Source organism: Vibrio sp. 10N.261.46.A3 (assembly GCF_041472995.1).
GTDB lineage: Bacteria > Pseudomonadota > Gammaproteobacteria > Enterobacterales > Vibrionaceae > Vibrio > Vibrio coralliirubri.
The window spans coordinates 46,442-59,618 of the sequence record NZ_JBFRRH010000064.1; the positions used below are offsets into that span (position 1 = coordinate 46,442).

Below are 13,177 nucleotides of genomic sequence, written 5' to 3' on the forward strand. Positions count from 1 at the left end.
GGGTTACCGCGTTGCGAAATAGACCGTTGTTCCTTTTAAATAATGAATTTGATTAAAGCAGCACTGACTAAATGAACGTCTATTAACAGGCTGCCTATTAGATGATGACTAGCGAGAAACGTTTAACCCTTGCTTTGCGGCTCTAGGCCATCTTTCAAGAAGTTAAACCAGTTTTCTCCCAAGACTTGCCCAGCTTCAGACTCACTGAAACCATGACGCATCAATCCGTTATAGATATTTTCCATACCCGAACTACCACAGAACCAAGGCAGTGCATCTGGCCAACCTGAGTTGTTTGCAGAACCTTCGCCGTAGTCCATTGCCTTCGACCAACGACCATTTCGCATCCACTCTAGAACCGCTTGAGGCTGGTTTAAGCATAGGTCACTGCCAATTCCTAGGTGTTCAACGCCAACCATGTCGGCTGTCGTCGCAACCATTTGGCAGAAGTCTTCCAAGGTACATTGGCTGCCGTTTGGTAGGTGGAATGGGTATAAGCTGAATCCGATTAAGCCACCGCGTGCGGTTAGGGCTTTAATCACATCGTTTGATTTGTTTCGCAGTGCATCATGAGCAAACGTCGGGTTCGCGTGGCTGATACAAATAGGACGAGAAGACAGGTCAATCGCTTCAAGCGTTGAACGCTCCGCACTGTGAGACATATCGATGATCATCCCCACTCGGTTCATCTCTTCGATAGCTTGCTTACCAAAGCGCGTGATACCGGTATCGTTCTTCTCGTAACAACCTGTCGCCAATAAGCTCTGGTTGTTGTAAGTAAGCTGCATGATCAAAAGACCTTGCTTGCGCATCACTTCGATAAGACCAATCTCATCGTCGATTGGAGAACAGTTTTGAGCACCAAGGAAAATGCCGACTTTGCCTGTCGCTTTTGCAGTTTCAACATCTGCCATTGAGTGAATCGGCATGATAAGGTCTGCATTCTGCTCGAATCTTAAGTTCCACTCTGCAAAGCGAGATAAGGTTTCACGAGCCGTCTCGTGGTAAACCGCGGTAGCGTGAACTGCTGTAATGCCGCTCGCCTTTAGTGTTTGGAAATATTCTCTGTTCCAATTGCAGTATTGCAATCCATCTATAACAATCCGTTGCTGGTACATAACCACTCCTATTGAAAGCTCAGTGTTCTAGCTCGGTTTTGAAAACACGCTCAAATAACATGTTTTCAAAAATGGGTTAAATCACGTCTCTAATTTCATTTGCTGTGTTGGGTTTGGGTGTTGGCCTGACTCTGTGAATCAGGCCAATTCTTATCAATAGAGAGCTAACTAGTAAGGACGCTGGTAAGCCGTCTTCACTACTGTGTAGAACTCTTTCGCGTATTGACCTTGCTCACGAGGACCGAAGCTAGACTCTTTGCGACCACCAAACGGTACGTGGTAATCAGTGCCTGCTGTTGGTAGGTTCACCATCACACAACCTGTTTGCGCTTGTTGCTTGAACATTGCGCTCGTACGTAGGCTTTGAGTAATGATGCCGCCCGTTAGGCCAAAGCGAGTATCGTTGGTCGTCGCAATAGCTTCCTCTAAATCTGCCACACGAATCACGCTTGCCATTGGTGCAAACACTTCTTCTTGGTTCACTTCCCAATCGTTCTTCGTGTTCAAGAACAGCGTTGGAGACATGTAGAAGCCTTCGTGTTTCATGCTTAGGCGCTCGCCACCAAATGCTAGCTCACCGCCGCTTTGACGTGCTTTCTCAACCCAACCTAGGTTCGCTTCAAGTTGGTTGCCGTCAACAACAGGGCCCATGAACACGCCGTCTTCTAGTGCGTGACCCACTTTCAGCTCGCTCATACGTTTGATTAGTGCTTCAACGTATTGGTCGTGAATGCCATCCATAACCACTAGACGAGAAGATGCTGTACATTTTTGGCCTGCGCCAGAGAATGAACCTGCGATCGTTGCATCAACGGCTGTTTGGATATCCGCATCATCTGCAACCACTAGTGCGTTCTTACTGCCCATCTCTAGTTGGCAACGAACGAAGTTTGGCGCTGTAGCAGCGGCAACCTTACGACCCGTATCAACAGAACCAGTAAAGCTCACACCATTCACTTCTTTAGAGTTGATCAGTGCATCACCGACTGTTGAACCGCTACCCAGAACAAGGTTGAACGTGCCTGCTGGGATACCTTGACGGTGGATAATTTCAGTAAGCGCAACCGCACTTGCCGGTGTTAGGTTTGCTGGTTTCCAGATAACGCTGTTACCGAAAGCCAGTGCCGGAGCGATTTTCCAAGCTGCTGTTGCCGTCGGGAAGTTCCAAGGAGAGATGATGCCAATAACACCAACAGCTTCACGAGTCACTTCAACAGAAACGCCTGGGCGAACTGATTCAGCGTTGTCGCCAATTTGACGAAGCACTTCAGCCGCGAAGTATTGGAAGAACTGACCTGCACGGTAAATTTCGCCGCGACCTTCAGCAAAAGGCTTACCTTCTTCACGAGAAAGTAACGTACCTAGTTCATCACAACGTGCAATCAGCTCATCACCAATTGCTTGAAGCACTGCTTGTTTACGCTCAATCGGCGTTTTTTCCCACTCTGGTTGAGCATGCTTTGCTGCTGAAATCGCTTGTTGAACTTGTTCAGCACTTGCTTGTGCAAAGTTACCGATGTTTTCAGAAATATCTGATGGGTTAATGTTCGCTACGGTGCTTACACCCGCTTGCCATTCGCCGCCAATGTAAAGTGCGTTTTCTGCTTGAACATTCTGTAATTGAGTCATCATTCTGTCCTTGTAACGGTTAGGTTGCGTTTGAGTCTGGCAACCATCTGATTAATGAATAAAACGTTAATTTATATAAGTAATTACGTTTAAATCTTGTATCTAAAACTGAACCAAGTCGCTTGTATCAATAAACCGCTTTAATTCAAAACAGCTTTAATCCGCAAATTGCCTCAGTTCACAGTATCTTTATTCAGGTTGAGAGGCTGATGCGTAAACCACGAACTCAACCAACATCTCTTCTCTTGCTAGCCCTGCAACAACGACTGCAGCACGGTTTGGATAAGGTGCATTGAAGTATTCTCCGTATACGCTGTTTACCGTTTTTAGGTATTCACGGTCTGTCACGTAAATCAGAACTTGCAGCACTGAATCCATAGATTCGCCTGCACACTCCAAAGTATGAACAAGGTTGTTAAAAGTCTGACGCGTTTGCGCTTCGATACCGCCTTCTACTACCGCGCCAGTTTCATCAATTGGAATCTGCGCGGTGTATAGAGTGCCGTTATTAACGATTGCCCACTCTAGGGGTGCTTTTGAAGCGAAAAGCTCGGTTTTTACTGGGTGTTTTTTAGTTTGTGCGTTCACGATTCCATCCAACTTTGTAACAACTATGTTTCAAGATGGTTAAATACTGCACCTTGACGACTGATAAATCTAACGGTAAATTTTGTGCATTTGATAAATAAAATCTATCACCTTGCAAAAAGTAAGGTATAGCAAGGGCTAGAGAAGGATTCGTGCCATGAGTATTAAGCTACAACAGTTAAAACATTTTGTTTTGGTGGTCGAAGAAGGTGGATTTAGAGCGGCATCTCACCGTGCAAATCGATCACAAGCGGCACTTTCAACTTCGATAAAAGAGCTGGAAAAAATACTCGGCCAGCCACTGTTTGAAACAGGCAACAAATCGACGCTGACACCTTTTGGAGAAATATGTTTACCAAAGATCATTCAATTTCTGAATGTTTACAAAGCATTAGACAATGACCTGCGCGCAGCGGCAGCAGGACAACAAGGAAGAGTTCGAATAGCTAGCGTGCCATCGGTGGCCGCAAAACTAATCCCTAGTGTTTTAGGGGCTTTTTGTGAGCAGTACCCGAATGTAGAAGTGAGTTTGATAGATGATAATGCGGCAGGGGTAGAAGCAAGATTACTCTCTGGTGAGGTGGATGTTGCCCTCGGCAATAGCTCCCATTTAGAAGAAGAGAGCATCGACTTCACGCCTTTGCTTTCTGATCCCATCGGTGTGGTGTGCCTCAAAGACAACCCTATTGCCTCTCAACGGGAAGGAATCGAATGGCAAACCTTGTTAAAACAGCCCTTCATTCGTAACGGGACTTGCACCCTACTGGACCCAACACCCGCGCGAATGCTCAGCGAACAAGCCCTGTACTCTGTCGAGAACATTACCTCGCTGTTTTCGGTGTTAGAGCTCGGGATAGGCGTGACCACGTTACCTAAACTGGCTTTCCCAACCAATGAAACCCGCTTGGTGTGGATTCCGTTAATTGACCCACCCTTGCAACGACAAATCGGTATATTCAGATTGTCTGATCGTACGATCTCGCCACAAGCACAGGCTTTTCATGACTTATGTATTCAATACCTCAGTTATGAAGAGTCATAAGAGAGCTTAGATTAAGTAAATTAGGCAGCGTTCTGCTGCCATTTACTTCCTCAAAACTCGATGTTTCTTCTCCGCACCATGCTTCTCGCAAACCCAATCCCCCATTTCACTTCTATATCATCAACATTTAGGCGCTGAATTTTCACCCTCACGCACGCAAATAGTGACAAGCTGACAACAATATAAAAAATATTCGCTTATTGATAAGGAGCGACGTACGTTTAATTTACCAGAAAAATGAGATCTTCCATCATTGCCTCAAACAAGCTTAACCCGTGCCAAAATCACACGTCGCAATTCAGCTTGTAAATGAACCTAAGTGTTTGAATAGTCTTAATTGATAAGATCATAAGTTGAAAATTTAGCTCGCTGCTCCCTTCTAAAAAGACCCTCTTTTTCACAAGGATAAAGCATCTTAAATATTCATGAATAAAGTGATAGAACTATTACTTTCATAAATGAAAAATACTCATTTCAAAAATGGAATTATTGATGTCAATATTTGTCGTTTTGATCACATAATTTTAGGCGTAATTTATATTTTGTCGAAACGATAGTGAATTAGCTTAATTCGTTTCATTTCGTCAGGAGATATAAAACCAGCAAGGGTTTTTCTTTAAAGCAAATCAAGTGTTATTAACAAGTGAAATGTAGTAACAAGTTAAATTTAAACTGTGTTTTATATTAACTTACACTGTTTAGCATAAGGTTTTATTATGAGGCTTAATGGGATTAGTAGCGACATCCTTGTTGCCGCTAAAAGAGTTGTTCTCTGCCAAATAGTATTAGCCATCGGTGTAGTTTTATATGAAGTGTTTTTTGGTAATAAAGTAGATATGGAATCATCAGCTTTGGGCATCGTAATTGCAATGTTGCCACCGCTGTTTGGATTTATATATGCAAGCCTAAAGGTGCGTAAGAATCCTAATTATAGTTTACGTGACTTAATGCAAATGAGTCGTGTCGTAAAAATAACATATACGTTTTTGATGTTTATCTTGGCGTTCCAATTCTTCAAATTGGATAACCCAGTAATATTATATGCGTACATCTTTACTATGGTTGGATACTTCTTAACACCGTTTATTACCGCCTCTAATAGATCGGAGTACGCGTAGTATGGATCAAGTAACTACCGCTCACGAATACATAGAGCATCACTTAACCTTCTTAACTACAGGTGATGGTTTCTGGGCGTTTAACATTGACTCGATGTTGGTATCTTGGATTACAGGTTTACTTTTCATCGGTGCATTTCGCTATGTTGCCACTCGTGGCACTAGCGGCGTTCCAGGTCGTTTTCAATGTTTTATCGAGCTTGTCTTTGACTTTGTTAATAATCTCGTCAAAGAGATTTTTCAAGCGGAAGATAAATTAATAGGACCACTGGCATTAACCACTTTTGTTTGGGTGTTGTTAATGAATGCAGTCGACCTATTACCCATTGATTTAATCCCGGGGTTAACTCGAGCTGTGGGTCTAGAGCACTTTAGAGACCTACCAACAGCAGACGTAAATATACCAATGTCTATGGCACTAGGTGTGTTTATTCTACTGTTAACCTATACATTTAAAAATAAAGGTTTGAAAGGCTTTATCAAAGAGCTAACTACTCAGCCATTTGATAACCCTCTTTTATATCCTGTTAACTTAGTTCTTGAATTAATAACATTAATTTCAAAGCCAATATCATTAGGCTTACGATTATTCGGAAATATGTATGCAGGCGAGATGATATTCATCCTTATTGCACTAATGCCTTGGTGGATGCAGTGGGCACTGAGTGTACCTTGGGCCTTATTCCACATATTAATCGTATTCTTACAAGCATTTATATTTATGGTACTGACCGTTGTTTATTTAGGAATGGCAACAGAAGAACACCACTAATTAATAACTAAAAAATTAACTAACAAATTATTTTCGGAGATACAAATGGATATCGTAAGCGCAGTTTTATATGTAGCAGGTGCATTACTGATCGGTTTAGGTGCAGCAGGTGCAGCATCTGGTATTGGTAACTTAGCAGGTAAATACCTTGAAGGTGTTGCGCGTCAACCAGACCTTACTCCAATGCTTCGTACTCAATTCTTCATCATGATGGGTCTTGTGGATGCAGTACCGATGATCGGTGTTGGTATCGGTCTATACATCATCTTCGCCGTGGCTTAATCAAACCGCTTTGAAAGATCGATTTATACATAATCAAGATTTAGTGAGGAAGGTATGAACTTAAATGCAAGCATGTTTGGACAAGCAATCTCATTCGTGATTTTTGTTTGGCTCTGCATGAAATATGTATGGCCCCCTCTCACCGCGATGTTAGACGAGCGCCAAAAAGAAATCGCTGATGGTTTACGCCACTCAGAGAATGCTGCGAAAGAGCTAGAACTAGCAAAATCAAATGGCGCGCAACTCATCGAAGATGCAAGAAAAGATGTGACTGAACTGGTTGAACAAGGCCGAAAACGCCGCAATGAAATCATCAGCTTAGCGCAACAAGAAGCCGAGCAAGAAAAGGCACGCATCTTAGAACAAGGTAGAGCTGAGCTAGAAGGCGAACGCCAAAAGATACGCCGTGAACTTCAGGCGGATATGGCAGACGCAGTGATTCAAAGTGCACAGAAACTGATTAGCAAAAACCTAGATTCCGCAACGAACCGAGCGCTAGTTGACCAAATGATTAGCGAACTCTAAGGAGAGGCAATATGTCAGATTACACCAATATTGCTCATCCCTACGCCAAAGCATCGTTTGAATTTGCTTTAGGTGAAAACCAGTTACAAGAGTGGCACTCAATGCTGTCCATTCTTGTGGCTGTCGCGGAAGAAGAAACGATCGCTAGTCAGATTTCTTCAGCAGAAGGTGCTTCTACACACCAAACAGAAGAGCTGGCAAACCTCATCATTCATATTTGCCAAGGACTCGTTGATGACCACGTCATTAATCTTATTCGAGTCTTGGCCGAGAACGGCCGTCTTTCTGTCGTAAGAGACCTGTTTGAATTGTTCTGCGAGCTAAAGGACGAACATGAACGTGTAGTGCCTGTCACTGTCACCAGTTCAGAAATGCTGACACAGGATCAAGTTACGTCATTAACAGCTGCACTTGAGAAGAAATTAGAGCGTCAGGTTGAAATGAAGCAGGTTATTGATGACACGTTAGTGGGTGGAATGGTCATCAAGGCGGGTGAAACCGTTATCGATGGTTCTTTAAACACATCAATTGACCGATTGGCTCATCAACTTCACGCGAGATAGGTAACAATTATGCAATTAAATTCAAATGAAATCAGCGATCTAATCAAAGAACGCATCTCGAAATTTAATGTGAGCACCGAGGCTCGCAATGAAGGCACTATCGTATCGGTTCGTGATGGCATCATCACAATCAATGGCCTTGCTGATGTTATGCAAGGCGAGATGATTGAGCTACCAGGTGGCAAATACGCACTCGCACTTAACCTCGACACCCACTCAGTAGGCGCGGTGGTTATGGGTCCCTACACTGACCTCTCTGAAGGTATGAAAGTGAAAGGTACAGGTCGTATCTTAGAGGTACCCGTCGGTAACGGACTTCTTGGCCGTGTCGTGAACACATTAGGCGAGCCAATCGATGGAAAAGGCCCAGTAAGTTGTGACCGACTCGACCCTGTAGAAGTGATTGCACCTGGTGTAATCGAACGTAAATCTGTTGATCAACCTATTCAAACTGGCTACAAAGCGGTTGATACCATGGTGCCAATCGGTCGTGGTCAACGTGAACTTATCATCGGTGACCGTCAGACGGGTAAAACAGCGTTAGCTATCGATGCGATCATCAATCAGAAAGATTCTGGCATCAAATGTGTGTATGTGGCGATTGGCCAAAAAGCCTCCACTATCGCTAACGTGGTTCGTAAACTCGAAGACCACGATGCGCTTAAAAACACCATCGTCGTTGTGGCGTCAGCATCAGAGTCTGCTGCGCTTCAATACCTAGCCCCTTATGCCGGTTGCACTATGGGTGAGTACTTCCGTGACCGCGGTGAAGATGCATTGATCATCTATGATGACCTATCAAAACAAGCCGTTGCTTACCGTCAAATCTCGTTGCTATTGAAACGCCCACCGGGTCGTGAAGCCTTCCCTGGCGACGTATTCTACCTTCACTCACGCCTACTAGAACGTGCAGCACGAGTGAATGCAGAGTATGTAGAGAAGTTCACTAACGGTGAAGTGAAAGGCCAAACTGGCTCATTAACGGCGCTTCCTATCATTGAAACTCAGGCGGGTGACGTATCAGCGTTTGTACCAACCAACGTAATCTCAATCACTGATGGTCAGGTTTTCCTTCAAACCCAATTGTTTAACTCAGGCTTACGTCCTGCAGTAGACCCAGGTATCTCGGTATCTCGTGTGGGTGGTGCAGCGCAATGCAAGATCATCAAGAAACTGTCTGGTGGTATCCGTACTTCATTAGCTCAATATCGCGAGCTGGCGGCCTTTGCTCAATTCTCTTCTGACTTAGATGAGATGACGCGCAAACAGCTAGACCATGGTGAGCGTGTTACCGAACTAATGAAGCAAAAACAATACTCTCCTATGTCAGTCGCTGAGCAAGCAACGGTTATCTACGCGGCAGAGAAAGGCTACTTGGCCGGTGTTGAGCTAAGCAACATTGCCCGTTTTGAAGAAGAGCTGATTGCTTACGCCAAAGGTCAGAACCCTGCGCTGTTCGAAAAAATCAACGCGACAGGCGATTACAACGACGAAATCGATGGCGCTCTTAAAGAGATCCTAGAAGGTTTTGTTGGGATGAAAGCTTGGTAAGTGCTCCGGTTTGTTAGCTGGAAATCAAAACAAATAGGAGCAGATTATGGCAAGTACTAAAGAAATTCGCACCAAGATAGCCAGTGTTAGTAACACTCAAAAAATCACTAGCGCAATGGAAATGGTTGCAGCAAGTAAGATGCGCAAGGTTCAAGACAACATGACGCTAACTCGCCCCTACGCCGAGAACATGCGAAAAGTTATCTCTCATGTTGCATCGGGTTCGCTGGAATACCAGCACCCTTACCTGCAACAGCGTGAACCTAAGCGTGTCGCTTACATCATTATCTCGTCCGATCGCGGCTTGTGTGGTGGCTTGAACTCAAACTTGTTCAAGAAAGTGTTAGAAGAAATGGAGCAATGGCGCACCAGGGGAGTCGAGGTAGAAACAACCTTAGTGGGATCTAAGGCTATCTCGTTCTTCCAACGCGGCGGCAACGTCATTGCACAAACGTCAGGTCTTGGCGATACACCTAAGTTAGAAGACATCTTAGGTACGGTGAACGCGATGCTGGGGCATTACGACGAAGGCAAGATCGACAGCTTGTATCTCGTTTACAACCAGTTCGTCAACACCATGGTTCAAGCGCCAACGACCTTGCAGTTGCTCCCCCACCCTTCGGATTCTGAGGAAGGTGGTGAGCCTAAAAAAACGCGTCGTTGGGACTACATCTATGAGCAAGCACCCAAAGACATACTCTCAGAACTGTTACACCGATACATCGAATCGCAAGTGTATCAAGGCATTGTTGAGAGCATTGCCTGTGAGCAAGCAGCCCGAATGGTCGCAATGAAAGCCGCGACTGATAACGCAGGCCAACTCATTGATGACTTGCAGTTGGTTTACAACAAGGCGCGTCAGGCTGCCATTACCCAAGAGCTGAGTGAAATAGTCTCAGGTGCCCAAGCTGTCTAGGGCTAGAAAAGACTGGGTCAAGAACAGAATTTGAGGATTTAAGAATGAGTGTTGGAAAAATAGTTAAAGTAATCGGCGCGGTGGTTGACGTCGAGTTCAGCGGCGGCAACAGCCCACGCGTTTATGATGCATTGAAAGTGACTAGCGACGAAGCAAGCTCGTTAGTATTGGAAGTACAGCAACAACTGGGTAGCAATATCGTTCGTTGTATTGCAATGGGTACGTCAGATGGCTTACGTCGTGGCCTAACGGTTGAAAACACAGGCTCTCCAATCACGGTTCCTGTGGGTGAAGAAACACTAGGCCGTATCATGAACGTGCTTGGTCAACCTATCGATGAGTGTGGTGAAATCGGTCAGAAAGAAAACTACGAGATTCACCGTGAAGCCCCTTCTTATGAAGAACAAGCAAACAGCACTGAGCTTTTAGAAACCGGCGTTAAGGTTATCGACCTTATCTGTCCATTCGCTAAGGGTGGTAAAATTGGTCTGTTCGGTGGTGCTGGTGTAGGTAAAACCGTCAACATGATGGAGCTTATCAACAACATCGCCAAAGCCCACTCAGGTCTTTCTGTATTTACCGGTGTAGGTGAGCGTACTCGTGAAGGTAACGACTTCTACTACGAGATGAAAGAAGCGGGTGTACTAGACAAAGTAGCCATGGTTTACGGCCAAATGAACGAGCCACCGGGAAACCGTCTACGTGTAGCACTTACAGGCCTAACTATGGCTGAGCGCTTCCGTGATGAAGGTCGTGACGTACTGTTGTTCATTGATAACATTTATCGTTACACGCTTGCCGGGACTGAGGTATCAGCTCTGCTAGGTCGTATGCCTTCTGCAGTAGGTTACCAACCAACACTGGCTGAAGAGATGGGTGTGCTTCAAGAGCGTATCACTTCGACTAGACAAGGCTCTATCACGTCTATCCAAGCGGTATACGTACCTGCGGATGACTTGACCGATCCATCACCAGCAACAACCTTTGCTCACTTAGATGCGACCGTTGTACTGTCTCGTAATATCGCGGCATTGGGCCTCTACCCTGCGATTGATCCATTGGATTCAACCTCTCGCCAGTTGGACCCGCTTGTAGTTGGTCAAGAGCACTACGACATTGCACAAAAAGTACAAACAACGCTGCAACGCTACAAAGAGCTAAAAGACATCATTGCGATTCTTGGTATGGATGAGCTGTCTACTGAAGACAAACAGACCGTATCTCGCGCTCGTAAGATTGAACGTTTCTTAACGCAGCCTTACCACGTAGCCGAAGTGTTTACCGGTCAGAAAGGTGTCTTTGTACCGCTAAGCGAAACACTAAGAGGCTTTAAAGGTCTGTTAAGCGGTGAATATGACGATATCCCAGAGCAAGCGTTCTTGTACTGTGGCTCTATCGACGAAGTGCTTAACAAAGCAAAATCACTCTAAGAGGTAGGTGCACCATGGCTATCGGAATTACAGATAATACATTTCAACTTAATATTGTAAGTGCGGAAGGTACGCTGTTTTCAGGTCCAGCGTATGCCCTAGCCGTTTCTGGCGCTGATGGTGAACTGGGGATTCGCCCCGGTCACTCCCCGCTTCTCAGTAAGATCAAACCGGGCGTGACCGTGTTTGTTACAGACCCTAAGTCAGAAGGCCAAGTGCTTTATGTCTCTGGTGGGATGCTGGAAGTTCAGCCGGATGTGGTTACGTTGTTAGCCGACACTGCCTTGCATGGTAAAGACATTGACCGCGCTCGCGCAGAAGAAGCGAAATATGCCGCTCTAGAGAACATCAACAAGGGCAACATAGACATTAACTTTGCACAAGCTCAGCTAGAATTAGCGAAAGCCGTTGCTCAGTTACGTGCATCAGAACTAACTTCTTCTCACACAAGACACTGAGAATAGAACTTAGATGCTTAGTGCTTAATATGTAAATAGTCTACCCACTTAAACATGATTTAAGTGGGTAGACTACATCAGGAATCCTCCTCCTCTCTTTCAACTTCCCCACCCTTTTAACCGCTACTAATACATCCTTTTTCTCCCGAACTTACAACATTACTTATCTGCAAAGCGCGCTTGGTGCGGGTCAAGCTCATGACCAAGAGGCTGCGTCAGTGAATGGTACAGCTCAGGCTTACGACCACGAATCCAGCGTCTGCCAGTGCACATCTCCAACTCTTCAGCTTTCAGCTCTGCAATCACCATGTCGTTATCAACGCTATCGGTCTCTGTGATAATTTCACCATAAGGGTTTAGGATCATCGCATTGCCTGTTCTCACTTCATCCATATCAACACCCACACCATTACTGAACACCACAAACAGGCCGTTATCGTGCGCTCTTGCAGGCAGCCAACGCATTAGCCACTCGCGACCATTCTTGCCCTGCATTTCAGCACGAATCGCTTCTGGTTTTTCATCTCGGTTAAACCATAAATCTGGTTCAATTCGCTTCATCGCATTGGGGCTACGTGACTGACAACCGCCCGTCTGGTGTGGTGCAATCAAAATATCGGCACCTTTCAATGCAGTAATTCGAACATTCTCAACCAAGTTGTTATCCCAACAAATCAAGATACCTACTTTGCAACCGTGGGGCGTATCGAACACCGTGTATTGGTCGCCGCTGCTCATATGTGCGCTCACAAAGGTGTGCAGTTTACGGTGTTTCTGAACTTCTCCATTTGGCATCGCGAACACATAAGTGTTGTATAACTCGCCATCCACACCCTGCTCTATCAAGCCTGCGCCAACACTGATTCCAAACTGTGTTGCCAGTGCAATCAGCTTTTGAGTCGATTCACCGTTCGGCACAGGTTCCGCTAGTGCTTGTATCTCGTCTCGCGACAAAGCAGACACATGCCAGTAGCCAGTGATGCACATCTCTGGGAAACTGATGATCTCCACACCACTCTCCGAAGCTTGTCGAACATATTCTTCTATCACAGATAGGTTATACGCCTTGTCACCTGCATGGTGGTTGAATTGAACCGACGCTACTTTAATATCTCTCTTCATGATTTGTCCTCAAACTTCGCTTTTTCTGATTTGCTCTGGACTCAGTATAAAAAATCGATTCAA

The 13,177-nt window shown here is 45.1% G+C and carries 14 protein-coding genes; 10 read left to right on the plus strand and 4 right to left on the minus strand.

What is annotated here, in order from left to right; genetic code table 11:
* Nucleotides 1-122 precede the first annotated feature (122 nt).
* The 3 genes from AB4484_RS15150 to AB4484_RS15160 form a co-directional block, all read right to left on the minus strand.
* The gene (locus AB4484_RS15150) at nt 123-1,118 is read right to left on the minus strand and encodes a membrane dipeptidase (RefSeq protein WP_048613377.1); all 996 of its coding nucleotides are present in this window, start codon (nt 1,116-1,118) and stop codon (nt 123-125) included.
* Nucleotides 1,119-1,286: 168 nt separating this feature from the next.
* A complete protein-coding gene (locus AB4484_RS15155) occupies nt 1,287-2,747 on the minus strand; it encodes an aldehyde dehydrogenase family protein (RefSeq protein ID WP_050650528.1) in 1,461 nt (486 codons plus the stop codon).
* Between the two features lie 189 nt (nt 2,748-2,936).
* Nucleotides 2,937-3,335, minus strand: coding sequence for a RidA family protein (locus AB4484_RS15160; RefSeq protein WP_004730412.1), 399 nt, complete (start codon nt 3,333-3,335; stop codon nt 2,937-2,939).
* Nucleotides 3,336-3,492: 157 nt separating this feature from the next.
* Between AB4484_RS15160 and AB4484_RS15165 the strand changes: the two genes are divergently transcribed.
* The 10 genes from AB4484_RS15165 (at nt 3,493) to AB4484_RS15210 (ending at nt 11,992) form a co-directional block, all read left to right on the plus strand.
* The gene (locus AB4484_RS15165) at nt 3,493-4,377 is read left to right on the plus strand and encodes a LysR family transcriptional regulator (RefSeq protein ID WP_017060836.1); all 885 of its coding nucleotides are present in this window, start codon (nt 3,493-3,495) and stop codon (nt 4,375-4,377) included.
* A gap of 716 nt (nt 4,378-5,093) precedes the next feature.
* Nucleotides 5,094-5,495, plus strand: coding sequence for an ATP synthase subunit I (locus AB4484_RS15170; RefSeq protein WP_048608582.1), 402 nt, complete (start codon nt 5,094-5,096; stop codon nt 5,493-5,495).
* A gap of 1 nt (nt 5,496) precedes the next feature.
* Nucleotides 5,497-6,267: a F0F1 ATP synthase subunit A gene (gene atpB, locus AB4484_RS15175; RefSeq protein WP_048608583.1), complete on the plus strand. Its 771-nt coding sequence runs from the start codon at nt 5,497-5,499 to the stop codon at nt 6,265-6,267.
* 45 nt (nt 6,268-6,312) lie between these two features.
* Nucleotides 6,313-6,549: a F0F1 ATP synthase subunit C gene (atpE, locus tag AB4484_RS15180; protein ID WP_004730405.1), complete on the plus strand. Its 237-nt coding sequence runs from the start codon at nt 6,313-6,315 to the stop codon at nt 6,547-6,549.
* Nucleotides 6,550-6,603: 54 nt separating this feature from the next.
* Nucleotides 6,604-7,074, plus strand: a complete 471-nt coding sequence (locus AB4484_RS15185) for a F0F1 ATP synthase subunit B (RefSeq protein ID WP_017060839.1) — start codon at nt 6,604-6,606, stop codon at nt 7,072-7,074.
* An 11-nt stretch (nt 7,075-7,085) separates the two neighbouring features.
* Nucleotides 7,086-7,637, plus strand: coding sequence for a F0F1 ATP synthase subunit delta (locus tag AB4484_RS15190; RefSeq protein ID WP_048608584.1), 552 nt, complete (start codon nt 7,086-7,088; stop codon nt 7,635-7,637).
* A 9-nt stretch (nt 7,638-7,646) separates the two neighbouring features.
* Complete coding sequence (gene atpA / locus AB4484_RS15195) at nt 7,647-9,188, plus strand: F0F1 ATP synthase subunit alpha (RefSeq protein WP_050649378.1); 1,542 nt, start codon at nt 7,647-7,649, stop codon at nt 9,186-9,188.
* Nucleotides 9,189-9,234: 46 nt separating this feature from the next.
* Nucleotides 9,235-10,104 (plus strand): F0F1 ATP synthase subunit gamma, encoded by an 870-nt coding sequence (atpG, locus tag AB4484_RS15200; protein ID WP_372079024.1) that lies wholly within the window; start codon nt 9,235-9,237, stop codon nt 10,102-10,104.
* Between the two features lie 44 nt (nt 10,105-10,148).
* Nucleotides 10,149-11,534 (plus strand): F0F1 ATP synthase subunit beta, encoded by a 1,386-nt coding sequence (atpD, locus tag AB4484_RS15205; RefSeq protein WP_019820615.1) that lies wholly within the window; start codon nt 10,149-10,151, stop codon nt 11,532-11,534.
* Between the two features lie 14 nt (nt 11,535-11,548).
* Entirely contained in the window at nt 11,549-11,992 is a 444-nt protein-coding gene (locus AB4484_RS15210) for a F0F1 ATP synthase subunit epsilon (RefSeq protein WP_017060844.1), read from the plus strand.
* 159 nt (nt 11,993-12,151) lie between these two features.
* Here the strand turns inward: AB4484_RS15210 and AB4484_RS15215 are convergent, their stop codons facing one another.
* Nucleotides 12,152-13,114, minus strand: coding sequence for a nitrilase family protein (locus AB4484_RS15215; RefSeq protein ID WP_372079026.1), 963 nt, complete (start codon nt 13,112-13,114; stop codon nt 12,152-12,154).
* Nucleotides 13,115-13,177: the final 63 nt, after the last annotated feature.